Annotated in this window: 21 protein-coding genes; 12 read left to right on the forward strand and 9 right to left on the reverse strand. The window is 72.1% G+C overall.

Annotated elements, in window-relative coordinates:
* Nucleotides 1-87 precede the first annotated feature (87 nt).
* The 4 genes from LOK46_RS28900 to LOK46_RS28915 all read left to right on the forward strand — a co-directional run bounded on the left by LOK46_RS28900 (nt 88) and on the right by LOK46_RS28915 (nt 5,177).
* Nucleotides 88-3,462, forward strand: a complete 3,375-nt coding sequence (locus tag LOK46_RS28900; protein WP_273561725.1) for an ATP-binding protein — start codon at nt 88-90, stop codon at nt 3,460-3,462.
* Nucleotides 3,455-4,372 (forward strand): response regulator transcription factor, encoded by a 918-nt coding sequence (locus tag LOK46_RS28905; RefSeq protein ID WP_273561726.1) that lies wholly within the window; start codon nt 3,455-3,457, stop codon nt 4,370-4,372. The genes LOK46_RS28900 and LOK46_RS28905 overlap by 8 nt, the downstream gene beginning before the upstream one ends.
* A gap of 146 nt (nt 4,373-4,518) precedes the next feature.
* Nucleotides 4,519-4,752, forward strand: a complete 234-nt coding sequence (locus tag LOK46_RS28910; protein ID WP_273561727.1) for a hypothetical protein — start codon at nt 4,519-4,521, stop codon at nt 4,750-4,752.
* Between the two features lie 47 nt (nt 4,753-4,799).
* Nucleotides 4,800-5,177, forward strand: a complete 378-nt coding sequence (locus LOK46_RS28915) for a DUF6894 family protein (protein WP_273561728.1) — start codon at nt 4,800-4,802, stop codon at nt 5,175-5,177.
* A gap of 7 nt (nt 5,178-5,184) precedes the next feature.
* Here the strand turns inward: LOK46_RS28915 and LOK46_RS28920 are convergent, their stop codons facing one another.
* On the reverse strand, nt 5,185-5,628 hold the full coding sequence (locus LOK46_RS28920; protein ID WP_020092959.1) for a DUF488 domain-containing protein: 444 nt from the start codon (nt 5,626-5,628) through the stop codon (nt 5,185-5,187).
* A gap of 202 nt (nt 5,629-5,830) precedes the next feature.
* Between LOK46_RS28920 and LOK46_RS28925 the strand changes: the two genes are divergently transcribed.
* Nucleotides 5,831-6,715 (forward strand): glycoside hydrolase family 25 protein, encoded by an 885-nt coding sequence (locus tag LOK46_RS28925; RefSeq protein ID WP_273561729.1) that lies wholly within the window; start codon nt 5,831-5,833, stop codon nt 6,713-6,715.
* Nucleotides 6,716-6,848: 133 nt separating this feature from the next.
* Nucleotides 6,849-7,622 carry a Crp/Fnr family transcriptional regulator gene (locus tag LOK46_RS28930; protein ID WP_273561730.1) on the forward strand — a complete coding sequence of 258 codons (774 nt, stop codon included), beginning with the start codon at nt 6,849-6,851 and terminating at the stop codon, nt 7,620-7,622.
* 15 nt (nt 7,623-7,637) lie between these two features.
* On the opposite strand, the gene LOK46_RS28935 is transcribed toward LOK46_RS28930, so the two are convergent.
* The 4 genes from LOK46_RS28935 to LOK46_RS28950 are packed head-to-tail and all read right to left on the reverse strand — an operon-like array spanning nt 7,638 to nt 10,916.
* Nucleotides 7,638-8,423 carry an ABC transporter ATP-binding protein gene (locus LOK46_RS28935; RefSeq protein ID WP_273561731.1) on the reverse strand — a complete coding sequence of 262 codons (786 nt, stop codon included), beginning with the start codon at nt 8,421-8,423 and terminating at the stop codon, nt 7,638-7,640.
* On the reverse strand, nt 8,423-9,475 hold the full coding sequence (locus LOK46_RS28940; protein ID WP_273561732.1) for a FecCD family ABC transporter permease: 1,053 nt from the start codon (nt 9,473-9,475) through the stop codon (nt 8,423-8,425). Before LOK46_RS28940 ends, LOK46_RS28935 begins: the two co-directional genes overlap by 1 nt.
* Nucleotides 9,472-10,533: an iron ABC transporter substrate-binding protein gene (locus LOK46_RS28945; protein WP_273561733.1), complete on the reverse strand. Its 1,062-nt coding sequence runs from the start codon at nt 10,531-10,533 to the stop codon at nt 9,472-9,474. Before LOK46_RS28945 ends, LOK46_RS28940 begins: the two co-directional genes overlap by 4 nt.
* Nucleotides 10,533-10,916 carry a VOC family protein gene (locus LOK46_RS28950; protein WP_273561734.1) on the reverse strand — a complete coding sequence of 128 codons (384 nt, stop codon included), beginning with the start codon at nt 10,914-10,916 and terminating at the stop codon, nt 10,533-10,535. Before LOK46_RS28950 ends, LOK46_RS28945 begins: the two co-directional genes overlap by 1 nt.
* A gap of 239 nt (nt 10,917-11,155) precedes the next feature.
* Between LOK46_RS28950 and LOK46_RS28955 the strand changes: the two genes are divergently transcribed.
* Together LOK46_RS28955 and fabI are read left to right on the forward strand one after the other, a co-directional pair.
* Nucleotides 11,156-12,082, forward strand: a complete 927-nt coding sequence (locus tag LOK46_RS28955; RefSeq protein WP_273561735.1) for a J domain-containing protein — start codon at nt 11,156-11,158, stop codon at nt 12,080-12,082.
* 129 nt (nt 12,083-12,211) lie between these two features.
* Nucleotides 12,212-13,036: an enoyl-ACP reductase FabI gene (gene fabI, locus LOK46_RS28960; RefSeq protein ID WP_012322413.1), complete on the forward strand. Its 825-nt coding sequence runs from the start codon at nt 12,212-12,214 to the stop codon at nt 13,034-13,036.
* Nucleotides 13,037-13,148: 112 nt separating this feature from the next.
* Here fabI and LOK46_RS28965 read toward each other — a convergent pair whose 3' ends face one another.
* Nucleotides 13,149-14,303: an AAA family ATPase gene (locus tag LOK46_RS28965; protein WP_273561736.1), complete on the reverse strand. Its 1,155-nt coding sequence runs from the start codon at nt 14,301-14,303 to the stop codon at nt 13,149-13,151.
* Between the two features lie 16 nt (nt 14,304-14,319).
* Complete coding sequence (locus LOK46_RS28970; protein ID WP_273561737.1) at nt 14,320-15,312, reverse strand: polyphosphate kinase 2 family protein; 993 nt, start codon at nt 15,310-15,312, stop codon at nt 14,320-14,322.
* 96 nt (nt 15,313-15,408) lie between these two features.
* Between LOK46_RS28970 and LOK46_RS28975 the strand changes: the two genes are divergently transcribed.
* The 3 genes from LOK46_RS28975 to LOK46_RS28985 all read left to right on the forward strand — a co-directional run bounded on the left by LOK46_RS28975 (nt 15,409) and on the right by LOK46_RS28985 (nt 21,749).
* Nucleotides 15,409-15,996 (forward strand): histidine phosphatase family protein, encoded by a 588-nt coding sequence (locus LOK46_RS28975; protein WP_273561738.1) that lies wholly within the window; start codon nt 15,409-15,411, stop codon nt 15,994-15,996.
* A 111-nt stretch (nt 15,997-16,107) separates the two neighbouring features.
* A complete protein-coding gene (locus tag LOK46_RS28980) occupies nt 16,108-20,178 on the forward strand; it encodes a Pls/PosA family non-ribosomal peptide synthetase (protein WP_273561739.1) in 4,071 nt (1,356 codons plus the stop codon).
* Nucleotides 20,179-20,594: 416 nt separating this feature from the next.
* Entirely contained in the window at nt 20,595-21,749 is a 1,155-nt protein-coding gene (locus LOK46_RS28985) for a GGDEF domain-containing protein (RefSeq protein ID WP_273561740.1), read from the forward strand.
* A gap of 16 nt (nt 21,750-21,765) precedes the next feature.
* Here the strand turns inward: LOK46_RS28985 and LOK46_RS28990 are convergent, their stop codons facing one another.
* A complete protein-coding gene (locus LOK46_RS28990; RefSeq protein WP_273561741.1) occupies nt 21,766-23,241 on the reverse strand; it encodes a methyl-accepting chemotaxis protein in 1,476 nt (491 codons plus the stop codon).
* 373 nt (nt 23,242-23,614) lie between these two features.
* Here LOK46_RS28990 and LOK46_RS28995 point away from each other — a divergent pair, with 373 nt between their 5' ends.
* Nucleotides 23,615-23,821, forward strand: coding sequence for a SlyX family protein (locus LOK46_RS28995; protein ID WP_020092944.1), 207 nt, complete (start codon nt 23,615-23,617; stop codon nt 23,819-23,821).
* 40 nt (nt 23,822-23,861) lie between these two features.
* Here LOK46_RS28995 and LOK46_RS29000 read toward each other — a convergent pair whose 3' ends face one another.
* Entirely contained in the window at nt 23,862-25,295 is a 1,434-nt protein-coding gene (locus LOK46_RS29000; RefSeq protein ID WP_273561742.1) for an NAD-dependent succinate-semialdehyde dehydrogenase, read from the reverse strand.
* Nucleotides 25,296-25,379: the final 84 nt, after the last annotated feature.

Genomic DNA, 25,379 nt, shown 5'->3' on the forward strand with positions numbered 1-25,379 from the left:
GCGTTATGGCCTGTGTGTGCCGCCGCGTGTGTCGCTGCCGAAGTTGCAGCCCGGGCGCGGCGGCCGGATCGCCCCGGCCGTCGCCCGATGAGCGGTCCGCAGCGCATCATCCCCATCCGCCGGGACTACAACCGCTTCGTCGCCGACGAGACGCTGGAGGATTACGCCCTCCGCTTCACCGCCAAGAAGGCGCGACGCTGGTCGAGCCTCGAAGTGGCGCAGACCGCCCTCGGCTCGATCTCGTTCCTGGCGCTGGAGGCCATCGGCGGGACGCTGGCGCTGACGGCGGGCTTTCCCAACACGGTGGCGGCCGTGCTGGTCGTCGGCCTGATCATCTTCGCCACGGCGGCGCCGATCACCGTCTACGCCGCCCGGCACGGGGTCGATATGGACCTCCTGACCCGGGGCGCCGGCTTCGGCTATCTCGGTTCGACCGTCACGTCGCTGATCTACGCGAGCTTCACGTTCCTGTTCTTCGCCATCGAGGCGGCGATCATGGCGCTGGCGCTGCAGCTCTGCTTCGGGATGCCGCTCGGCATCGGCTACCTGCTCTGCGCCGGGGCGGTGATACCCCTCGTCGTCTACGGGATCCGGCTGATCAGCCGGTTCCAGATCTGGACGCAGCCGATCTGGATCGCCTTGAGCCTGCTGCCGCTGATCTTCGTGGCGGCGCAGGGCGCGGGGCCGCTGCGGGCGCTCGCCGGGTTCCCCGGCCTCGACGGCGGTGGGACCGGCTTCGATCTCGCCCGGTTCGGTCTCGCCACCGGCGTCCTGCTGGCGCTGCTCGCCCAGGTCGGTGAGCAGGTCGACTTCCTGCGCTTTGTGCCGGAGCCCGAGGGCCCGCGCGACCGCCGCTGGTGGCTCGCTGTCCTGTCGGGGGGCGCCGGCTGGATCCTGCCCGGGATGCTGAAGATCCTGCTCGGCGCTGCGCTGGCAGTCCTGGCGCTGGGCCACGGCGTTCCGGCCGAGCACGCCGCCGAGCCCACCCGCATGTACGCGGTGGCCTTCGGCTACCTGACAGGGGAGGGGAGCCGGGCGGCGCTGCTGCTGACCGGGCTGTTCGTCGTCGTGTCGCAGCTCAAGATCAACCTGACCAACGCCTATGCCGGCTCGATCGCGTGGTCGAACTTCTTCTCGCGCCTGACCCACAGCCATCCGGGGCGGGTGGTCTGGCTCGTGTTCAACGTCGCCATCGCGGTGCTCCTGATGGAGCTCGGCATCGACAAGACCATCGAGAGCACGCTGCCGCTCTACGCCTCCGTGGTCTCGGCCTGGGTCGGGGCGCTCGCCGCCGACCTCGCGGTCAACAAGCCGCTCGGCCTCTCGCCGCCGGGCATCGAGTTCAAGCGCGCCCATCTCTACGCGGTAAATCCGGTAGGGACCGGCGCCATGGCGCTGGCCCTCGCGGCCGGGGGCGCGGCCTATGTCGGCTGGCTCGGCGCGACCCTGCAGCCCTTCGCGCCGCTGCTGACCCTGGCGATCGCGTTCTGCGCCGCGCCGGCGATCGCCTGGGCGACGGCGGGGCGCTGGTACCTGGCGCGGATCCCGAAGCGGGATTGGGGCGCGGCCGAGGTGGTCTGCCGGGTCTGCGAGCTGCCCTTCGAGGGCGAGGACATGGCCCATTGCCCGGCCTACGACGCGCCGATCTGCTCGCTCTGCTGCTCGCTCGACGCCCGCTGCGGCGACCTGTGCAAGCCCCACGGCCGCCTGGAGGTGCAGGCGCAGGCCGCCGTCGCGCGGATCCTGCCGGGCCGCACCGCCGCCTGGATCGGCGCGCCGCTCGGCCGCTACATCGCGGTGATGCTGACGCTGTGCGCGGTGATCGGCCTGATCCTCGGCATCGTGCACGCCGGCGCGACCATCGCCCACCCGGAGAATCGCGCGTTCCTGCGCGCGGCGCTGACCAGCGTGTTCTTCACGCTGGTGGTGATCCTCGGCGTCGTGGCGTGGCTGTTCGTGCTCGCCCAGGAGAGCCGGCGCGTCGCCCAGGCCGAGACGATGCGCCAGACCGCGCTCTACCAGGCCGAGATCGCCGCCCATAAGGTCACCGACGCCAAGCTCCAGGAGGCCAAGGAGCGGGCCGAGGCCGCAAACCAGGCCAAGAGCCGCTACGTGGTCGGGATCAGCCACGAGCTGCGCACGCCGCTCTCGACCGTGCTCGGCTACGCCCAGCTGCTCGAATCCGACCCCGCGATCCCGGCGCACCGCGTCAACGGCCTGCGGGTGATCCGGCGCAGCGCCCAGCACCTCTCGGGCCTGATCGACGGCCTCCTCGACATCTCGCGCATGGAGGCCGGGCGCCTCCAGATCCACCGCGACGAGGTTCGGCTGACCGACTTCCTCGACCAGCTGGTCGACATGGTCCGTCTCCAGGCGCGGGAGGCCGGGCTCGAGTTCCGTTTCGCGCGGCCCGAGATCCTGCCGGCGGTGGTCGCCACCGACGAGAAGCGCCTGCGGCAGGTGCTGCTCAACCTGCTGTCGAACGCCCTCAAGTTCACGGAAGCCGGCACCGTCTCGCTGGACCTGAGCTACCGGAGCCAGATCGCGGTGTTCACGATCCGCGACACCGGCCCGGGCATCCCGGAGGCTGACCTCGCGCGGGTCTTCGAGCCCTTCGAGCGCGGCTCGACCCCGGCCGCCCGGAGCACGCCGGGGACGGGGCTCGGGCTCACCATCGCCAACCTGCTGGCGCAGCTACTGGGCGGCGAGATCACCGTGACGGCCGCTCCGGGCGGCGGCACGCAGGCGCGGCTGCGCCTGATGCTGGCCTCCGTGGCCCAGCCCGCGCCGATCGTCGCGCCCGCGCCGGTGCCGGCCCCGGAGCGGGCCTATGCGGGCGCGCGCCGCACCGTCCTAGTGGCCGACGACGACAGCGCCCATCGCGCCTTGATGCGGGCGATCCTGGAGCCGCAGGGCATCTCCGTGCGGGAGGCCGGCTCCGGACCCGAGTGCCTCGCGACGGTCGCGCAAGGCGGCGTCGACCTCGTCCTCCTCGACATCGCGATGCCCGGGATGAGCGGCTGGGCGGCGGCGGCGGCCCTGCGGCAGGCCGGGCATACCGGCCCGATCGCCATGATGTCCGCCAACGTCCACGAGATCAGCCCGACCCGCGGCGACGACGCCCCCCACGACGCGATCTTCGCCAAGCCCTTCGACCTGCGCGACGTGATGGAGCGGATCGGCAAGCTCCTGCACCTCGAATGGACCGAGAGCGCCGCGCCGGCGCGGTCCGAGGCGGCCGCGGCCACAGCGGACATCCCGGGGCCGGGGCCCGAGCATGTCGGCGAGCTCCTGCGCCTCGGCCGGATCGGGCATATCCGCGCCATCGAGGCCAAGCTGACCCAGATGGAGGCGGACGCGACCGTGCCGCCCGCCTTCGTCGCCCGGATGCGCGGGCTGGTCGAGGGGTACGACCTGCGCCGCTACCTCGCCGTCCTGCAGGAACTCGCCCGCCATGACTGAGGCGCCGACGGTTCAGCCGCACCGGGACATCGTCTTGGTGATCGACGATTCACCCGACACGCTGAGCTTCCTCACCGAGGCGATCGAGCGGTCCGGCGCGACCGTGCTGGTCGCGGTCGGCGGCGACCTCGCCCTGACCCTGGTGGACGAGATCACGCCCGACGTGATCCTCCTCGACGCGGTGATGCCCGGCCTCGACGGGTTCGAGACCTGCCGGCGGCTCAAGGCCAAGCCGCAACTCGCCGGCGTGCCGGTGATCTTCATGACCGGGCTGAGCGAGACCGAGCACATCGTGAAGGGACTCTCCGCCGGCGGGATCGACTACGTCACCAAGCCGATCGCCCCCGACGAGATCCTGGCCCGGATCCGCGTGCACCTCGCGAGCGCCCGCGCCGCGCAGAGCGCCCGAGCCGCCCTCGACACCGCCGGCCGGACGCTGTTCGCGGTCGCCGAGGACGGCACCGTCCTGTGGACGACGCCGCAGGCCGGGCGCCTGCTCGCCGGGCTCGGTGCGCAACCCTCCGGCGCCGGCGCGCTGCCCGCCAGAGCCCGCGAGTGGCTGCGCGGGTGCCTCGCCGGCGCCGCCCAGCCCCTCGCGCTGACCGATCCCGACGGCGTCGCCTACGCCCTGAGCTTCATCGGCCGCACCCCGGACGAGATCCTGCTCCGCCTGTCGCGCGACGCGCTGTCGGCGGGGGTCGAGCGGCTGCGGGCGCGCCTGCCGGTCACCGCGCGCGAGGCGGAGGTTCTCCTCTGGCTGTCCCGGGGCAAGTCGAGCCGCGACATCGGCGAGATCCTCGGGCTCAGCCACCGGACCGTGACGAAGCACCTCGAGGGCATCTACGCGAAGCTCGGCGTGGAGAACCGCACGGCGGCCTCGATCATCGCGGCGCGGCACCTGCAGGATTGAGCCCGCGCGAAAATCGGCCGGCAGGGATGCGCCGGCCGCGAATCCCCAAGCTTGTCCACAGGCCTCGGCCCTCGGCGAAACGCCTTGGTAAGCCCCGCCGCCCCACGGTCCCGGCTCAGCCCGACAAGCCGAGTCCGGATGCGATGATGACCAGCCAGCAGCTCGCCGACGAACTGAAGCGGATCGCCACCACCCAGGTCAGCGACATCACGCGGGCGGTGAAGGAAGGTCAGAAGTCGATCGCCCTCAACGAGGTGCGCGACATGGCGCGGCGCCTCGGCCTGCTGGCGGACGCCTTCGATCCGAAATCCGCGGTCGAGAGATCCGAGGCCGACGGCGCGAGCGTCGCCGATGCGGTCGACGACGCCCAGGCCGCCTGACACCCGTTGCGGGCGGTGTCCCGCCGGTCCCCTCCCAGGAGCGCTCCATGGTCCGCGCCCACTTCACCATCCGCCTCGGCAACGCCTCGCTCCCGGCCTCGGCGGCCCAGTGGGTCGAGGATGTCGAGGCCGCCCGGTCGACCGCGCGCACGATCGTGCAGGGGCTGATGCGTCAGCACGGCGGCGACCCGCGCCTCATGGAGGCCGCGATGGTGATCACCGACGACGGCGGCGCCGTGCTCCTAGAGATGTCCTTCTTCGACACGCTGTATCTGCCGGTCGAGCCGGTCCCGGACGCCGACCGGCGCCGGCCGCGCGCCCCGCGCAGGGCCGCGCCGCCGGCACTGACGGCCGCCCTCGGCCCGGTCCGGCGCCTCGCGGGCGCGCTGGGCATGCGCGCGCAGCAGCCCCTGCCCGGGCGCTGAGACCGGCTCAGCCGTAGAGATCGCTGACCACGAAGCCCCGCGGCGCGAGGCGTTCGGCGAGCACGCGCCGGTGGCAGCCGGCCGGATCGCGCTCGAAGCAGAGCAGGCAGATCGGCGACGCCTCGGCGAGCGCGGCGAGCTCGTCGAGCGCCGCGATCCCGGCGGCGGTATCCAGCACCTCCTCGCAGTAGATCCGGCGCATCAGCGCCGCGTCCCCGGCCCGCGCCGCCTGCCGGCCGGATTTCGGAGTGCCGAGGCTGCGCAGATGCGCGTAGCCGAGCCCGGCCTCGCGCAGGGACGTGCCGAGCGCCCCCTTCGAGAAGCCGCGCTTGCGCGAGTTCGCCACCGCCCGGACATCCGCCAGCACCGCGACCCCGGCCGAGCGCAGGACGCCGACGAGGCGCTCCGAGTCGAGGCCTTCGTAGCCTATGGTAAAGAGTTGCTTACTCACGGTGCCCCGTCCGGACTCGCGTTGCGGGACCGCGACTTAGCCCTACGCGGCCCTGTGAACCAGCCGGGGATGGGCGCCGTATGTCGCGGGGATGCAACGCGTCCCGGAATTCCGCCGCAATGATCGCAAAGCTCCGTTAACCGCGCCAGGGCCATCGAATACGCCTGTCTGTGGCGCATCTTCGGTGGCGGGCTAAACACTGATGTCGCGGATCTACACGCCTTCGCGGTCACCGATCGAAGATCTCGCTCGGGGCCTGACCGGACGCCTGAAGCCGGCCCGGCGCCTCGCCGGGCGGTTCGCCGCCGCCGTGATACTGGCCGGCCTCGCGGCCTGCGCGTCGAACAACGACTTCTACCCGACGAAGGGCGACGCCAAGCCCCATCCGGGCGTGGCCAAGGCCAAGCTTCACCCGATCCAGGGCATCGACATCTCGAAGTGGCAGGGCAACGTCGACTGGGCCTCGGTCCGCGCCGCCGGGACCCAGTTCGCCTTCATCAAGGCCACCGAGGGCGGCGACCACGTCGACGAACGCTTCCGGACCAACTGGGACGGCGCGGCCCGGGCCGGCGTGCCGCGCGGGGCCTACCACTTCGTGTTCTGGTGCCGCTCCGCCCGGGAGCAGATGGACTGGTTCAAGAAGAACGTCCCGAACGACCCCACCGCCCTGCCGCCGGTCCTCGACGTCGAGTGGAACGGCCACTCGCAGACCTGCCCGAAGAAGCTGCCCAAGGCGCAGGCCCTGGCGATGGTCACCGAGATGCTGGAGGAGATGGAGCGCTACACCGGCAAGCGCCCGATCATCTACACCGACATCACCTTCCACAAGGACGTCCTGGAGGGCGAGCTCCCCGACTACCCGCACTGGCTGCGCTCCACCGCGGCCGAACCGGAGCAGCGCTTCGTCAACCGCAAGTGGATGCTGTGGCAGTTCACCTCCACGGGCCGGGTACCGGGCGTGCGCGGCGACGTCGACCGGAACGCCTTCTACGGCACCCCGTCCGATTGGGCCTCGTTCCTGACGACCGACTGCGACCCGCGCGAGCACAAGCGGCTCTCCGAGCAGGGTCTATGCACGGACAAGTAGATGAACGCCTCCGGCGAAACCTAGGTTAGTTCAAGGACGTAGAGCGCGGGGTATGGCTGGCGGGCCCGCGCATCGGCGGGCGAGCCCGAGAGGATCCTGACGGGAGACTCTCCTCCCGCACCTCCCCGTCCCCATGCCGATCGACTCTGCCGCCTCCACCGGCAACCTGCTCCTCGACGCGCTGCCGGGTTCGGACCGCGCCCTGATCGCGCCCCACCTGGAGCCGGTGACCTTCGCCAAGGGGGACACGGCGCTGACGGCGGGCGCCGCGGCGAGCCACGTGATCTTCCCCGGCGACCTGACTGTCGTGGCGCTGATCGTCGCCACGCGGGACCGGAGGACGGCCGAGATCGCGAGTGTCGGGCACGAGGGCGCGATCGGCGGGATCATCGGGCAGGGGCGGCTGCCGCCCGCGGTCAGCGGGCTCGTGCAGGTCGGCGGGGCTGCGCTGCGCCTCGACGCGGAGCGGCTCCGGCAGGCCGAGCTCGGATCCGCGACGCTCCGCGACCTCTTCGCCCGATACGCCGACTGCTTCCTGGCCCAGCTGTTCCAGATCGCGGCCTGCAACGCCCTGCACCCGATCGAGCAGCGCTGCCTGCGCTGGCTGCTGTCGCTGCAGGACCGGACCGGCGGCGACACCCTCCCGATCACCCACGAATTGCTGGCCTCCATGCTGGGGGTGCAGCGCACCTACCTCACCCGGATCCTGCGGGTGCTGCAGGAGCAGGGGCTCATCCGGGTCGGCCGCGGGCGCATCACGATCCTCGACCGCCGGGCGGTCTCCAACGCCGCCTGCGAGTGCCACGCCCGCGTGCGCCTGCAGTGCGAGGCGGTGCTCGGCGCCGTCTACGGAGCCGACGAGAACCGCCAGACCGAGCCGGTCGAGACGCTCTCGCGGGCCGGGTGAGGGACCGGGGCGCGGTCAGTCGACGACCGGCACGCAGACCGGCGCCGCGAGACCCGGCACCGGCGCCACCACCACGTCGATCCCGTAGATCAGGCGCAGCAGGTCCGGCGTGACCGTCGCGGCGGAAGGCCCGTCGGCGACGATGCGGCCCGCGTGCAGGGCGATGAGGCGGTCCGCGCAGAGCAGGGCGTGGCCGGGATCGTGCGTCGAGAACAGCACGGCGATGCCGGCCTGCGCGAGGCGACGGATCTGCCCGAGAACGCGGGCCTGGTTGCCGAAATCGAGGCTGGCGGTGGGCTCGTCCATGATGAGGAGCCGCGGCTCGCCGCTGAGCGCCCGCGCGATCAGCGCGAGTTGGCGCTCGCCGCCGCTGATCTCGGTGTAGACCTGATCGGCGAGATGCCCGATCCCCAGGGCGGTCAGCGCCCGTTCGGCGGCCGCGACGTCGGACCGGCCGGGGGCGGCGAACGGGCCGAGCCGGCTCGCCCGGCCCATCACGACGACCTCGCGCACCGTGAACGGGAAGAAGGCCGCGTGCGCCTGGGGCACGGCGGCGATCGTGCGGGCGACGGCTTTCCGCGACAGCCGCGACAGGTCCGCGCCGTCGAGGATCACCCGCCCGGCGCGGGCCGGCAGCAGGCCGAGCAGCGTCTGGAACAGGGTGGTCTTGCCGCCACCGTTGGGCCCGACGAGGCACAGCACCTCGCCCGCGGCGAGGTCGAACGACACATCTTGGCCGACCGTACGGCCGGCAGTCCGGCTGCCGTGCCCGAAGGCGAGGTCCCGCACCTGGAGCAGCATCAGCTGAAGCCCCGGCGCCCGGACGCCAGCAGCCAGAGGAAGAACGGAGCCCCGACCAGGGCCGTCAGGATGCCGAGGGGCACCTCGACGGTGCCGAGGTTCCGCGCGATCAGGTCGACCAGCACGAGGTAGCCCGCCCCGAGTAACAGCGAGGCCGGCAGCAGGCGGCGGTAATCCGGCCCGACCAGCAGCCGGGCGATGTGCGGCACGATCAGCCCGATCCAGCCGATCACCCCGGTCATCGCGACGGCCGCCGCCGTGATCAGGGTCGCGCTGGCGATCAGGACGGGACGCAACACCCGCGTCTCCACGCCGAGGGCCCGAGCCTCCGCGTCGCCGAGACTCATCAGGTTCATGCGCCAGCGCAGCAGCACCAGGGGCACGAGGCCGAGCAGCATCATCGGCAGGGTGGCGGCGACGTCGCCGAGGGTGACCGAGGACAGGCTGCCGAGGAGCCAGAAGGTGATCGCCGGCAGCTGGTTGTAGGGATCGGCCAGCACCTTGAGGAGTGAGATGCCCGCCCCGAGCACCGCCCCCACCGCGACCCCCGCGAGGACCAGCGTCAGGACCGGATCGTGCCGCCGCACGGCGAGACCGACGCCGTAGACCGCCGCGACGGCGCCGAGGCCGCCCAGGAAGGCCAGGACCTGGATCGGCGCCACCGGCAGGCCGAGATAGATCCCGAGTACGGCGCCGAGACCGGCGCCGGCCGAGACGCCGAGGATGTCGGGCGAGACCAGCGGGTTGCGGAACAGGCCCTGGTAGGTCGCCCCCGCCGCCGAAAGGGCCGCGCCGACAACCAGCGCGGCGATCACCCGGGGCAGGCGCACCTGCATCACGACCGTCTCCGCCGTCGCCGGGGCCCGGACGGGCAGCCCGAGCAGGCGGTGCCCGAGGATCGACGCGAGGTCCGCAGGCGCGACCGGGTACTTGCCGACTGCCAGCGCGAGGGCGGTCAGCGCCAGCAGGCCGAGCCCGGACAGCAGCGCCGCGGACAGGCGGAGGCGGGTGCGCGCCCGGATCGTCTCGGCGGCCGCCGGGGCGCGGCTCACCGGGCCGGGCCCGGGGGCGCGCCCGTCGCCGTTCCGCCGAGGAGGGCGGCGGCCTGACCGGCATCGAGGTCGACATGGTAGAAGCGGCTATAGAAGGCGCGCACCACGTCGGGCATCGGTTGCGGGAACAGGTCCGGATGAAGTCGGGCCGCCAGCCAGCGCAGGCCGATCAGCCGGTTGACCCCCGGCGGCGCATCGAACCAAGGAAATGGCTGGAGCGGCGCCACGTAGACCCGCCCGCTCTGGACGGCCCGGACGTTCCGCCACAGCGGGTCGGCGCTCAGCCCGGCCGCGAAGGCCGGGTCGAGGGTGACGATCGCGTCCGGGTTCCAGGCGAGAACCTGCTCGGGCGAGACGTTGCCGAGGCGGCCGCCGCCATCCTGCGCGACGTTGCGGCCGCCGGCGGCCTCGACCAGCTCGGTGTTGATCGATCCGGTGAACCCCGTCTCCAGCCCGCGCGGCCCGCGCGCGTAGTAGACCCGGGGCCGCTTGTCCTCCGGGACCGTCGCGACGGCGCGGCCCACGGTGTCGGCGAGACTCTGGGCCTCCGCCGCCAGGGCGTCCGCGGCGGACTGACGGCCCAGGGCCGCGCCGAGCTGCCGATAGGCTTCCGGAGTCTTCGCGAAGCTGCCGTCGAGCAGGATGTAGGGGATCCCGGTCTGCGCCTGGACCCGATCGGCGAGCGACGCGTAGGTCGGCCCGAGGCTGCCCGAATCCACGATCAGGTCCGGCTTGGCGGCGAGCACCGCCTCGACGTTCGCCGTGCCGCCGCGCCCGGTCAGGCGACCGTAGGCGGGGAGGGCTCGGGTCCGAGGCTCGAGGAGGGGCAGCGCCTCGGGATGCGGGGCGCTCACCCAGCCGGCCATCAGGTCCGGCGCCAGGGTGTAGAGCAGCACCGCGGCCGGCGGTCCGGCGGCGAGCACCCGCCCGACCCGTTCGGGGAGTTCGACCGTGCGGCCGGCCGCGTCCGTGAAGGGGCGCGCCGCCGCCCCGCCGGACGCAGCCAGCAGCAGGATCAGCGCCGCGGCCAGGGCGCGGCGGCCGGGTCGGGGCGCCATCAGGCGGGTTTCCGCTCCAGGATCTCGATCAGCGCCCCGTCGGGCCCCTCCACGAAGGCGATCCGCAGGCCGGGTCCGCGCTCCGTGATGCCGGTCCGCACCGGGACGCCGCGGGCCTCGAGATCCGCCATCGCGGCCTCGATGTCGGCGACGCGCAGGCCGACATGCTCGATCCCGAGGCAGGGCGTGGGGGTGGCGGGCGCCACCTCCGGCGGTGCCTGCTCGATGAAGACCGCGAGGCCGCCGAGGTCGAGCACGACCCGCTGCACCGGGTCCGCGCCGACGCGCTTCACCTCCCGGGCCCCGAAGGTCTCGACGTAGAAGGAGGCGGCCGCGACGGCGTCGCGGCTGCGCAGGTGGAGGTGGTCGCAGGCGTAGTGCATCGGCTCTCCGGCCCCGGATGAAATGGGCGGGAGCGGCCTCTGGGTCGTCCCACCGAAGGCGCCGTCCCGCGCCGCGTCCGACGATAGGGCCGGCACGGAGCCGCGGCGAGGCCGGCCGCTTGACGTTCGGCCCGAACCCGCAGACTTTCGCCGCCAGAACCGTTGCAGGGATGCAACATCCATCCCACATCCCGGTTGCGAACCCACTTCGCACAGCCAACCGCACAGCCAAGAGATCCATGCGCAATCCCTACGACGTGCTGGGCGTGGCCAAGGGGGCGAGCGAGGCCGAGATCAAGAAGGCCTATCGCAAGCTCGCCAAGGACTTCCACCCCGACCGCAACAAGAACGACGCGAAGGCCAAGGACCGGTTTGCCGAGGCGAACTCGGCCTACGAGATCCTGGGCGACGCCGAGAAGCGCAAGCAGTTCGACCGCGGCGAGATCGACGCCGAGGGCAAGCCGCGCGCGACCGGCTTCGAGGGGTTCGGCGGCTTCGGCGGCGGGCGCGGCGGCAATTTCGACTTCGAGAACATGGCGCGCGCCCAGCGCGGCGGCGGCATGGGCGGCGGGATGGGCGAGGACATCTTCTCGCACATCTTCGGTGAGGCCTTCCGCGCCGGCGGCGCCGGTCCGGGCGGCCAGCGCCAGGCAGCCAAGGGCGAGGACGTCGCCGCGGAGCTGCTGGTGACGCTGGAGCAGGTCGCCAGCGAGGAGAAGCTGCGCCTCGCCCTGCCCACGGGCCGTGAGGTCGACGTGGTGATCCCCCGCGGCGTGGTCGACGGCCAGACCATCCGGCTGCGCGGCCTCGGCCAGAGCGGCGGCCTCCGGGCCGAGCCGGGCGACGCCCTGCTGACCATCCGGATCCGGCCGCATCCGCGGTTCACCGTCGAGGGCGCCGACCTGCGCACCAGCGTCGACGTCCCGCTCGAGGATGCCGTGCTCGGCGGTACGATCCGCGTGCCGACGCTCACCGGCGCCGTCGAGATGAAGATCCCGGCGATGACGAGTTCCGGCCGGACCTTCCGCCTGCGCGGCAAGGGCCTGCCGAAGAAGGACGGTACCCGCGGCGACCTGTTCGCCACGACAGCGATCGTCCTGCCGGAGGGCGAGGACGCGGCCCTGACGGAATTCGCCCGCGGCCGGCGTGCCGCCAATGCGGCCTGAGCGCTCCCGCGTGAGCCAGCGGCGCCGCCCTGTCGGCGCTCGGCGGCGTCCCGGACTTCCGTCGCCGGGCCGCCTCCGCTAAGGAGGCCCCCCGGCCCCGAGAGGGGTCGCGCGGCTTCGGGATCGATCATGGCGGAACACGGGCAGGGCCTTCTGGCGGGCAAGCGGGGCATCGTCCTCGGGGTCGCCAACAACCGCTCGATCGCCTGGGGCATCGCCCGCAGCGCCCGCGCCCACGGGGCCGAACTGGCCTTCACCTACCAGGGCGACGCCCTGCGCAAGCGCGTCGAGCCCCTCGCCAAGGAACTCGACGCCCACGTGATCGGGCACTGCGACGTCACCGAGTCGGCCACGATCGACGCGGTCTTCGCGGAGGCCGCGAAGGTCTTCCCGGACGGCATCGACTTCGTCGTCCACTGCGTCGCCTTCTCCGACAAGGACGAGCTGACCGGCCGCTACATCGAGACCTCCGAGGACAACTTCACCAAGTCGCTCCTGGTGTCGTGCTACTCGTTCACGGCCGTGGCCCAGCGCGCCGAGAAGATCATGCGCCCGGGCGGCTCGCTGGTGACGCTGACCTATTACGGCGCCGAGAAGTGGATGCCGCACTACAACGTCATGGGCGTCGCGAAGGCGGCGCTCGAGGCGTCGGTGCGCTACCTCGCGGCGGATCTCGGCCCGAAGAACATCCGGGTCAACGCGATCTCGGCCGGTCCGATCAAGACCCTCGCCGCCTCGGGCATCGGCGATTTCCGCTACATCCTGAAGTGGAACGAGTACAACGCGCCCCTGCGCCGGACCGTGACGATCGGCGAGGTCGGCGAGACCGCGTCCTACCTCGTCTCCGACATGGCGGCCGGCATGACCGGCGAGATCCTCCACGTGGATGCCGGCTACCACGTCGTCGGCATGAAGAATCCCGAAGCGCCCGACCTCACCCTCGACAAGGACTGAGACGCCTCGGTCGTCGCGGGCGCCTGGAACCGGGGGGGCGGCGGCCGACGTGGCGCTGCCCGGGTCGCTCGCCGCGCCCGCGGGCAAGGCGGCGCGAACGGGCCGGCCATCCTCACGCGTCCTCCGCCTCGTCGAACTCTCCCGAGAGCTTGAGGCCGTCGATCCAGGTCTCGCCGTCGCGCTTGATGACGGTGCGCGGCCGGACGTTCCCGTGCTCCGCGATCCCCGCCGCCAGCCGCTCCGAATGCGTGACGAGCCAGACCTGCGTCCGCTCCGCAGCCCGCGCGATCAGCCGGGCCAGCGGGTCCATGAGATCGGGATGCAGGCTCGTCTCGGGCTCGTTCAGCGCGATGAACGGCGGCAGCCGGTAACCGAGCAGCGCTCCGGCCAGGGCGAGGTAGCGCAGGGTGCCGTCCGACAGTTCCGGCGGATCGAAGGTGCGGGCAGGGAAGTCGGGGAAGCGCAGGCCGAAGCTCGCGTGACGGCCGGGCTCCGGGAGGACGAGCGCCGCGCCCGGGAAGGCACCGTCGACGGCCGCGTCGATCTCGGTCGTGTCCTGCCGGATATGCGCCAGTGTGGCGAAGACGGCGGCGAGGTCCGCGCCGTCGGACGCGAGCGTCGGCGTCGTCACCGCGAGGCAGGGGCGGCGCAAGGGCGAGTCGGCATCCGTCCGGAAATCGTGGTGGAAGCGCCACCCCGCCAGGGCGAGGCGGACTACGGCGATCTCGGGATGACCGGTGGCGTCGAGGAGGCTGCTGAGGGCGGTCTCGGTCGGGAGCAGGTCGCCGCCGAGGGAGTGCTTGCGGCCCTCCGCGTCGCGGACGAATCCGCTGCGCCCGTCGCGATCGAGGATCACGGCCGCGCGGCCGCCGGTGCGGACCGTCAGACGCTCGACCTTGACCTGCGGCTCCTTCCGGAAGGCGGCGCCGAAGGTCGTCCCGCCGACCTGTTGCACCAGCCCGATCTCCACCGCGTAGACGAAGTCCTGCCCGATCGCGTCGTGGCGCAGGGTGGCCGACAGGCGGATCCGCGCGGCCTCGCCCTGCCGCCGGCGGGCGGCCCAGAGGGCCGAATCCATGCCGCCCTCGGCGGCGAGGTCGCGAGTGAGGGTGCCCCGAGCGGCGGCCTGCAGCAGCTTCAGGGCCCGGTAGAGGTTGGTCTTGCCGGTGCCGTTGCCCCCGACGAAGACCGACAGCGCGTCGACCGGGAAGCTGATCCGCCGCAGCGAGCGGTAGCCCGAGACCGCGATCTCCCGAACCACCAGCATCCCGGTTCCTCCCGCGTCAGTCGGGGACCGTCAGATCCGCGATGCCCTTGGCGGCCTCGGGGAATCGCGGGTCCATGGCCTCCAACGTATCCGCCACGGTCCGGGCAATCACGTAGTTGCGGAACCACTTGTGGTTGGCCGGCACCACCAGCCAGGGCGCCTCGGGCGTCGAGCAGCGGCCGAGGGCGTCCGCGAAGGCCTGCTGGTAGGCGTCCCAGGATTTCCGCTCGACCAAGTCGGCCGGGTCGAACTTCCAGTGCTTCTCGGGATCGGCGATCCGGGCCTCCAGGCGCTTCTTCTGCTCCGCCTTGGAGATGTGCAGGAAGAATTTGAGGACCGTCGTGCCCGACTCGGTGAGCAGGCGCTCGAAATCGTTGATCCGGCCGTAGCGGCCCTGCCAGACCGCGTCCGGCACGAGGCCCTTCACCCGCACCACGAGCACGTCCTCGTAGTGACTGCGGTTGAACACCCCGATCATGCCGCGCCCCGGCACCCGGGCGTGGTAGCGCCACAGGAAGTCGTGGTCGAGTTCCTCGCTCGACGGCACCTTGAACGAGGCCACCGCGCAGCCCTGCGGGTTCACTCCCTTGAGCACCGACCGGATCGTGCCGTCCTTGCCGCCGGTGTCGATCGCCTGGAACACCAGCAGCAGGCTCCGCGCCCGCTCCGCGTAGAGGCGCTCCTGGAGGGCGACGATGCGCTCGCGCTCCGCGGCGAGGGCGTTCTTGGCCCAGTCCTTGTCGAGGCCGCCGACGGCGTCGGGATCCACCGTGCCGAGATCGAAGGGTGCGCCCGGCTCCACCGCCACGATGCCCGCCGCGGGGCGGATCGGCACCGGCCCGTGCTGGCCGAGCGCTGCCGGGATGGATTCGGCCACGGTGTCGACGCTGCCGGCCCAGCGGGCCGTCGACGGGCGGTGATCCACGGTCGGGCCATGCAGATCGGCCTCACCTGTCATGCCGTCGCCGCGTTTGTGGCCGCGATGATGCTTGCCGTGCTTCTTGGACATGGGGCAGGACCTGTTTCCGGATATTGCCGACCGAGGGCGAGAACGGTCGGTAATCCAGGCTGTTCCGGACGCCTGTGCAGGACGGGGTTGAGACGGTTGGGTACGATCTACTTCATCCGGCACGGCCAGACCGCCTGGAATGCCGAGGGACGCCTCCAGGGCGGGCGCGACACCGACCTCAACGCCCACGGCGAGGCACAGGCCGCCGCCGTGGCCGAGCGCCTCGCTGCCGCTGCGGGGTCGGCGCTGGCCGAGGCCGAGTTCGTCGCGAGCCCGCTCAAGCGTACCCGGCGCACCATGGAGATCCTCCGGGCCACCCTCGGCCTGCCGCCGGAGGCGTACCGCACCGATCCGCGCCTGCGGGAGATCGGCTTCGGCAGCTGGGAGGGTTCCACCTGGGCGGAGATCCGCCGCCGCGACCCGGCCGGGGCGGCCGGCCGCGACCGGGACCGCTGGCACTACCGCCCGCCGGGCCTCGGCGCCGAGAGCTACGCCGGCCTCGTCGAGCGCGTCGGCCCGATGATCGCGGCCCTGGAGCGGGACGCGGTGATCGTCGCCCATGGCGGCGTCGCTCGGGCTGCCCTGGTCGCCCTCGGCCACCTCGACATCTACGCGGCGCCCCGCCTCGGCATCCGCCAGGGCGAGGTCCTGATCCTCGATCCGGATGGCTGGCGCTGGGCTTGATCCCGTGCGCCGGCGCAGTGCAAAGCCGCCTCGATAACGGCATGATCGGCAGGCTATAGGGCGGCGGCCAGGACAGGCGCCGACCCGAGCGGGCGGCCAGCGGAGCAGCGGATGAGCGACGTCGCCGAGAAGACCCGGCCCGGCCCGGCGGCTGGGGAGCCCGTGCCTCTCGGAGACGCGGCGGCGATCCTGCGCGGCGACCACCGGCCCGACCTGATCCGCGACGAGGTCCTGGCCGAGATCTTCCTGCACGCGGCCGAGACCCGGCCCGACCATCCCTGCCTCGTCGACGGCGCCCGGGTCGAGGCCGGGGGCGTCCATCCGCACCTGACCTACGCCGACGTCGCCGCCCGGGCCGCCCGGATCGCCGCCGGCCTCGCCCATCGCGGCATCGGGCCCGGAGACGTCGTCGGCCTGTGGATGGCCCGTGGGCCGGACCTCCTCGTGGCGCAGATCGGCATTACGATGTCGGGGGCGGCGTGGCTGCCCTTCGACGCCGAGGCGCCGGCCGACCGGGTGGGCGTGTGCCTCACCGACGCGAGCGCGAAGGCGCTGCTGGTCTCCCCGACGCTCGCCGCCGCGGCCCCCGACGCCGCGCCCGCCCTGACGCCCGCCGACCTCGACGCCGGGACGCCCGTCGACGCGCCGGTGCCGGACCCGCGCGCGGCCGGGCTGACGCCCGAGCACCCTGCCTACCTGATCTACACCTCCGGCTCGACCGGCGTGCCCAAGGGCATCGTCATCAGCCACGCCAACATCTGCCACTTCCTGCGCTCGGGGAACGCCCTCTACGGGATGCGCGCCGACGACGTGGTCTTCCAGGGCGCCTCGGTGGCCTTCGACCTCTCGATGGAGGAGATCTGGGTCCCGTATCTCGTGGGCGCGACCCTGTTCGTGGCGAGCCCCGCCATGATGGGCGACCTGGAATCGCTCCCCGGTATCCTGGAGGCCGAGGGGATCACGGTGCTCGACACCGTCCCGACGCTCCTGGCGATGATCTCGGGCGACCTGCCGCGCGTCCGCCTCGTCCTGCTCGGCGGCGAGGCGCTGCCCGAGCCGCTGATCGCCCGCTGGGCGACGGGCGGGCGCCAGCTGTTCAACACCTACGGGCCCACGGAGGCCACCGTGGTGGCGACCGCGGCCGAGATGCGGCCCGGCGAGCCGGTGACCATCGGCGGCCCGATCCCGAACTACTCGGTCTACGTCGCCGGCGAGGACCTCGCCCTGCTCGGCCGCGACCAGCAGGGCGAGCTGCTGATCGGCGGTCCCGGCGTGGCGCGCGGCTACCTCGCCCGTCCCGAGCTGACGGCGGAGAAGTTCATCGCCAACCCGTTCGCGTCGGACGGGACCGATCCCGTCCTGTACCGCTCGGGCGACGCGGTCTCCCTCGATGCCGCGGGCCGGATCGTGTTCCACGGCCGGATCGACGACCAGGTGAAGATCCGCGGCTTCCGCGTGGAACTCGGCGAGATCGAGTCCCGGATCCGGGCGGTGCCCGACATCAACCAGGCCGCCGTCGTGCTGCGGAACGATGACGGCGTCGACCGCCTCGTCGCCTTCCTGATCCCGGAGCGCGGCCGGTCCATCGACGCCACCGCCCTCCGCCGGACCCTCTCCGGGCAGATGCCGCCCTACATGGTGCCCGGCCATTTCGAGGTGGCCGAGACGCTCCCGCGCCTGACCTCCGGCAAGGTCGACCGCAAGGCGCTGAAGATCGCCCCGCTCACCGTGGTCGCCGCCGACGGCGAGCAGGAGCCCGCCGCCAACGAGACCGAGGCGGCCCTTGTCGCCGCTGCCAAGCAGGTCTTCGGCAACCAGCCGATCGCCCTCGAGGGCGACTTCTTCTCCGATCTCGGCGGCCACTCGCTGCTGGCCGCCCGCTTCGTTTCGGCGGTGCGCGAGAACCCGCCGCTCGCCGGCATCACGCTGCCGGATGTCTACGCCCTGCGCACCATGCGGGCGATGGCCGACGCGCTCATCGCCCGGACGGGCGGGATGGGCGCCGGGGCCGCGACCCGCGACCTGAGCTTCGAGCCGCCGCCTCTGCTGCGCCGGGCGCTGTGCGGCCTCGCGCAGCTCGTCGCGCTGCCCTTCGTGATCGCGCTGGCCACCGCGCAGTGGCTCGGCATGTTCGTGACCTACCTGCTGCTCACCGGCGGGGGGCTCAGCTTCTTCGCCGAGCTCGGCGTGCTGCTCCTCGTCTACGTGGCGATCAACGGCGTGACCGCGGTGGCGGCGGTGGCCGGCAAGTGGCTGATCCTCGGCCGGACCAGGCCGGGTCGGTACCCGCTCTGGGGCACCTACTACTATCGCTGGTGGCTCGCGCAGCGGCTGGCGCCCCTCGTCCACGTGAAGTGGCTGCAGGGCTCCCCGGCCATCGCCATCTACCTGCGGCTCATGGGCGCCAAGGTCGGACGCGACACCCTGATCTCCGACATCGAGATCGGCGCGCCCGACCTACTGACCATCGGCGACGGCGCGTCCCTGGGCGGCCGCCTCGTCATCGCCAACGCCGAGATCGTCGGGAACGAGCTGGTCATCGGCACGGCCGAGATCGGCGCGGACGCTGCGGTCGGCACCTCCTGCGTGATCAGCCACGACACGGTGATCGGTCCGCAAGCGGAGATCGCCGACCTGACAACGATCCCGGCGGGCTCGCGGGTCGGCGCCGCCGAGCGCTGGGACGGCTCGCCGGGCCGCAAGGTCGGCGTGGCCGACCCGTCGGAGCTGCCCGCGCCCGCCGAGGCCTCCTTCGCGCGCCGCGCGGCCTTCCTGGCGGCCTACGTGGTGCTGCTCGGCGCCATCCCGGCGGTCGGTCTGCTGCCGATCTTCCCGGCCTTCTTCATCTTCGACCAGATCTCGGACTCGCTCTCCGACATCACCGACATCGACTACCACTGGTACCTGCCGATCCTCACCTGGCCCACCGCCATGCTGATGACGGCCGGCACGGTGCTGCTGATCGCCGGCATTCGCTGGGTCGTGCTGCCGCGGACGCGCTCGGGTACCTACTCGGTCCACTCGCTGTTCTACCTGCGGAAATGGTCGCTGGCTCTGGCCGTCGAGGTGACGCTGGAGACGCTCTCGTCGCTGTTCGCGACCGTCTACATGCGGGCGTGGTACCGGCTGATGGGCGCCAATATGGGCCACGGTGCCGAGATCTCGACCAACCTCGCGGGCCGCTACGACCTCGCCGATGTCGGCGCGAAGAACTTCGTCGCCGACGAGGTTGTGTACGGCGAGGAGGAGATCCGGCGCGGCTGGATGCACCTGGAGCCGACCCGTACCGGGGCGCGGGTCTTCGTCGGCAACGACGCGGTGGTGCCGCCGGGCGCCGTCATCCCCGACGACGTGCTCATCGGCATCAAGTCGAAGCCGCCCGAGAACGCCGCGATGAGCCCCGGCGAGACGTGGTTCGGCTCGCCACCGATCCGGCTGCCGGCCCGCCAGAAGGTCGATCTCGGCTCGACCGCCCAGACCTACGAGCCCGGCGCGTGGCCGAAGATCCGGCGCGGCGTCTTCGAGGCCTTCGCGACCTCGTTCTCGCCGATGCTCTACATCACCCTCGCGATCACGGTGATCGACTGGTACTTCTACCCGGCGATCCTGGAGCAGGACTGGACGGGGCTGGCGGTCAGCTTCATCACGGCGAGCGTCGCCATCGCGTTGATCCAGTCCTCGGCGGTGATCGCGATGAAGTGGCTGCTGATGGGCGTCTACAGGCCCGGCATGCAGCCGATGTGGTCGTGGTGGGCGATGCGCACCGAGGCGATCGCGGTGGCCTACTGGGGGCTTGCCGGAAAGGTGCTGCTCGAGCACCTCCAGGGCACGCCCTTCCTGCCTTGGGTGCTGCGGCTGTTCGGCGTGAAGGTCGGCAAGGGCGTGTGCATGCTCACGACCGACATCACCGAGTTCGACTGCGTCACCATCGGCGATTACGCCACCATCAACCGGGTCTCCGCGCTGCAGACGCACCTGTACGAGGACCGGATCATGAAGATCGGCCGCGTCGTCGTCGGGCGCGGCGTCTCGGTGGGGGCGTTCTCGACCGTGCTGTACGACACGAAGGTCGGGGATTACGCCCGCCTGCGGCCGCTCACCATCGTCATGAAGGGCGAGTCGATCCCGGCCAACACCGAGTGGGAGGGCGCGCCCGCGGTCCCGGTGATCCACCGCGCCTGACGGGCGGACGGGACCGCGCGTTCCCGCGGCGTTCCGGGTTGCCACCCGCAAACCGGTCTCCGGGGTCGGGCTCGCCTGCGGCGACCCGGAACGCCGCGGCTCGACCCGCGTGAGACGCCGGCGATCCGATGGCCTGTCCGGCCGCGGCGTCCCGAGATCGGGCGGCGGAGGGGACGGCGCCAAGATCAGGGCGGGGGCTCTGCCGAAACCGGCACGAGAGCCGCGCGACGTTCTGGGGCGAATATGCCGGTGTACTAGCACCTTCGTCCCCTATCGACATTCTAATCTGGCTTATTGTGGCTTCCGTTCAGATATAGTGTTATCAACACGTGGCTCGTATCGTTGCTCGGCCTTGCTGCGGCGCGATGCGGGGCGGGGACGGCGCCGACGTCCGGGTCGAGGATTGACAGTCGTCCGTGCAGCTTGATCCCGCCACCCTGCTGGTCGTCAGCGCGGCGACGACCTTCCTGGTCGGCACGCTGTTCATGGCCTCGTGGCGGCAGGCACCCGAATCCCGGGTGCTCGCCTACTGGGGCGCGGCGCATCTGGTGGGCGCGGTCGGATCGGCCGGCCTCGCGCTGCGCAATCAGATCCCCGACCTGATCTCGGTGGGCTTGGCCAACGCCGTGGTGCTCGCCGCCTACGGTCTCATCTGGAGCGGCGTCCGCTCGTTCGAGCACCGGGAGCCGCGGCTGGGCTTCGCGCTGGCCGGCGCCCTCGGCTGGTGCGTCCTGTGCCTGATCCCGACCTTCTACGCGTCGATCGACGCCCGCATCATCTACGCCTCGGCGGTGGCGGCACTCTACTGCTGCGCGGCGACCGCGGAGATCTGGCGCGGTCGCGCCGAGCGGCTCGCCTCGCGGATCGCCGCCGCCGCCATCCTGGGGCTGCACGGCACCTTCTACATCGTGCGGATCCCCGCGACGCTGGTGGCGCCGCCGCAGCCGGGTCTCAGCCCGCTCACGTCGCCCTGGGTGGCGATCCTGTGCTTTGTCACCCTGATGTTCTCGATCGCCTCGGCCTTCACCTTCATGGCGCTGGTCAAGGAACGGGCCGAGCGCGAGCAGCGCATCGCCGCCTCCACGGACGGGCTCACGGGCGTTCGGAACCGCCGGGCCTTCGCGCAGGCCGCCGAGGCCGCGATGGCGCAGCACGGTGACGCCGCCCTGCTGCTGTTCGACCTCGACCGGTTCAAGGCGGTCAACGACCGCTTCGGTCACGGCGTCGGCGACGCGGTCCTGGTCGGCTTCTGCGCCGTGGCGACGACGCTGCTACCCCGCGAGGCCCTGCTGGGCCGCCTGGGCGGCGAGGAGTTCGCCTGCCTGCTGCCGGACGTGTCGCCCGCCGAGGCCCTGGCCCGGGCGGAGGAGCTGCGCCAGACCTTCGCGCAGCTCACCGTTCCCGAGCTGCCGGCCCTGCGCGTCAGCGTCAGCATCGGGATCGCGCAGGCCCGCGCGGGGATCGCGTTCGACGAGCTCATGCGGCGGGCCGACGCCGCCCTCTACGTCGCCAAGGATGGCGGGCGCGACCGGGTCGCCGTCGCGGGGCAGGCCGCGATCCGCGCCGCCTGAGGCGGGCGCGGGGCGCTCACGCGAGGGCGCGGGCGGCCTCCGAGACCTTGCGCACCGAGGCGTCGACCACGCCCGCCGAGGCGGCGATCTCCGACATGGCGGCGTGGACGGCGGCGACGCTCTGCGCGGCGGACTGCATGTTCTCGGTCATGTCGCGGGTCACCGCGGCCTGCTCGGTGACGGCGGACGACACGCTGAGCGAGATCGCGCTGAGCTGCTCGATCGTGGCCCCGATCCCGTCGATCGCCGCCACGGCCCGGGAGGTCTCGGCCTGCACGGCGGCGATCTGGGTGCCGATCTCGCCGGTCGCCTTGGCGGTCTGCTCGGCGAGCGCCTTCACCTCGGCGGCGACGACCGCGAAGCCCTTGCCGGCGGCCCCGGCCCGGGCCGCCTCGATGGTGGCGTTCAGCGCCAGGAGGTTCGTCTGGTCGGCGATGGAGCGTATCAGGCTCACCGCCGCCCCGATCCGGTCGGCGGCCCCGGTCAGGCCCACGACGATCGCCCCCGCCTCCTCGGCGCGGGTGACGACGAGGTCCACGGAGGATTTCGCCTGCAGGGCGTGGCGGCTCAGCTCCTCGATGGAGGCGGCGAATTCCTCCGAGCCGGCGGCGACCGCCTCGACGTTCCGCGCGGTCTGGCTCGACGTCTCGGCGGTGTCGTCGGCCTGCCGGACGACCCGGCTCATCGAGTCGCGGATCGCCGCGATGTCGGCGTCGATGGCCCGCTGCCCCTCGGCCCGGCGCTGCCGGTCCTCGACCTGACGGGTGACGTCCGTGGCGAACTTCACGACGGCGCAGGGCTTGCCGTCGGCGTCGAGGATCGGGTTGTAGGCGCCGAAGATCCAGACGGTGCGGCCGTCCTTCCCGATCCGCCGGAACTCGCCGGCCTGATACTCGCCGTTGCCGAGGGCGGCCCAGAACGCCGCGTAGCCGGCGCTGGCCGCCTCGGCCTGCGGCAGGAACATCCGGTGGTGCCGCCCGCGGATCTCCTCCAGGGTGTAGCCCATGGTGGACAGGAAGTTGGCGTTGGCGTCCGTGATCGTCCCGTCGAGCGCGAAGGTGATCACCGCCTGCGAGCGGTCGAGGGCCGCGATCTGGCCCGCGTGGCGGGCGTTCCGGGCGCGCTCTTCGGTGATGTCGGTGGCGAGCTTGACGACCTTGATCGGCCGGCCGCGCCGGTCGAGGATCGGGTTGTACGAGCCCTGGATCCAGACGATCTGGCCGGACTTCGTGACGCGGCGGAAGGCGCGGGCCTCGTGCTGCCCGGCGCGCAGCCGGTCCCAGAAGGCGGCGTAATCCTGGCCCGCGCGGTCGGCCTCCGGGACGAACACCCGGTGGTGCTGGCCGCGCACCTCTTCGGGCGTGTAGCCCAGGAGGTCGAGGAACAGCGCGTTCGCGTCGGTGACGGTGCCGTCGAGATCGAACTCGACCCGCGCCATCGTCCGGTCGATCGCCGCGAGCAGGGCGTCGTCGCGTGAACCAAACATCGCCATCGCCGTCTGTGCTCGCCTGATCTGTAATGTGTGCGGGGAAGGATGAGGAGATTGGCTTAAAAATCCATTAATGTCGATCTGTCGCCATGAATCGGATCGTCGATCAGTATCGCAACACTGAGACCGCCAAGTCAATCTGCATACGATGCGTTTTCAATGTAGATGTTGGCCGTATTTATACAAATACATCGTTGTTTGATGTGAAATATTGCGAGCTTTGATCGTGTTTCCAGCGTCGGCTGACTGGTCATGACCGGACGCTGCCGCGCAGGTTGTCCGGCGGGCGGCCTGCGCTAGGAGGAGGGTCGAGCGCCGGCGGCCCGACCCGATCAGGAGGGGCGGCTCGCGGCACGGCACTGACGGGAGACCCGACATGGACGAGGCCACACGGATCGATCGCCTGGAGATGCGCCTGACCGAGCAGGACGCGACGATCGAGGATCTGAACCGGACCGTGACCGAGCAGTGGCGGGTGATCGACCGGCTCGTGCGGCAGCTCGACGCGCTGCGGGAGCAGGTGGAGGAGGCGGCCGCCCGGGCGGCGCCGCGGGGGCCGGAGCCGCCGCCGCCGCATTACTGAGGGGGAGGGGCCGGCGCGCCGCAGCGCGCCGGCCGAGGCGTCAGAAGTTCGCCTGCGTGACGAACTTGGTGACCAGGTAGGCGTCGAGGGCCTCCGGGCCGCCCTCGCTGCCGTAGCCCGAATCCTTGACGCCGCCGAACGGGGTCTCCGGCAGGGCGAGTCCGTGGTGGTTGATCGAGATCATGCCGCTCTCGACCCCGTTCGACACCCGCGCCGCCCGCTCGGCCGAGCGGGTGTAGGCGTAGGCCGCGAGCCCGTAGGGCAGGCGGTTGGCCTCGGTGAGCGCCTCCTCGTCGTCGGAGAACCGGTTGATCATCGCCAGGGGACCGAAGGGTTCCTCGTTCATGATCCGGGCGGTCAGCGGCACCTCGGTGAAGACCGTCGGCTCGAAGAAGTTGCCCTGGTTGCCGATGCGCTTGCCGCCGGCGCGCAGCGTTGCGCCGCTCGACTCGGCGTCCGCCGCCAGCGCCGTGACGGCGTCGAGGCGCCGCCCGTGGACCAGCGGGCCCATCTTGGTCTCGGGATCGAGCCCGTCGCCGACCTTCACCGACTTGGCGAAGGTGGTGAAGCCCTCGACGAAGCGGTCGAAGACCGAATCGTGCACGAGGAACCGGGTCGGCGAGACGCAGACCTGGCCGGCATTGCGGAACTTCGAGGGGGCGAGGACGGCCACCGCCTTCTCCACGTCGGCGTCGCCGAACACGATCGCGGGGGCGTGGCCGCCGAGCTCCATCGTGGCGCGCTTCATGTGCTCGCCCGCGAGCGCCGCGAGCTTCTTGCCGACCACGGTCGAGCCGGTGAACGAGATCTTCCGGATGACCGGGTGCGGGATCAGGTAGGCCGAGATGGCCTCGGGATCACCGTAGACCAGTGAGAGCGCGTCGCCCGGGATGCCGGCATCCAGGAAGGCGCGGACGAGGGCGGCGCAGCTCGCCGGCGTGTCTTCCGGGCCCTTCAGGATCACCGTGCAGCCGGTGCAGAGCGCCGCCGAGATCTTGCGGACCGCCTGATTGATCGGGAAGTTCCAGGGCGTGAAGCAGGCCACCGGCCCGACCGCCTCGCGCACCACCGCCTGCAGCACGCCGTCGGCGCGGCCCGGGATGACGCGGCCGTAGGCGCGCTTTCCCTCCTCGGCGAACCAGTCGATGATGTCGACCGCCGCCAGGGTCTCGACCCGCGACTCGGCCAGCGGCTTGCCCTGTTCCAGGGTCATGATCCGGGCGATCTCGTCGACCCGGGCGCGCAGCAGGTCGGCCGCCTTGCGCATCACCTTGGCGCGCTCGAAGGGGGCGACCCTGCGCCAAGCCGGGAAGGCGCGGGCGGCGGCCGCCAGGGCCTCGTCGAGATCCGCCGTGGTGGCGACCGCGCACTGGCCGATCGTCTCGCCCGTGGCGGGGTTCAGGACCCCCAGGGTGTCCCGGTCGGCACCCGCGCGCCAGCGCCCGGCGATGTGAAGCTCGGTATCCGGATACATCGGTCGATTCCCGCTCGGCCGCACCATCGGCCGCAGGCGGAATGTGGCGATGTGGCGCGCCCCGGCAATCCCCGCGGCGGCATG

Origin of the sequence: Methylobacterium sp. NMS14P (assembly GCF_028583545.1) — a bacterium.
GTDB lineage: Bacteria > Pseudomonadota > Alphaproteobacteria > Rhizobiales > Beijerinckiaceae > Methylobacterium.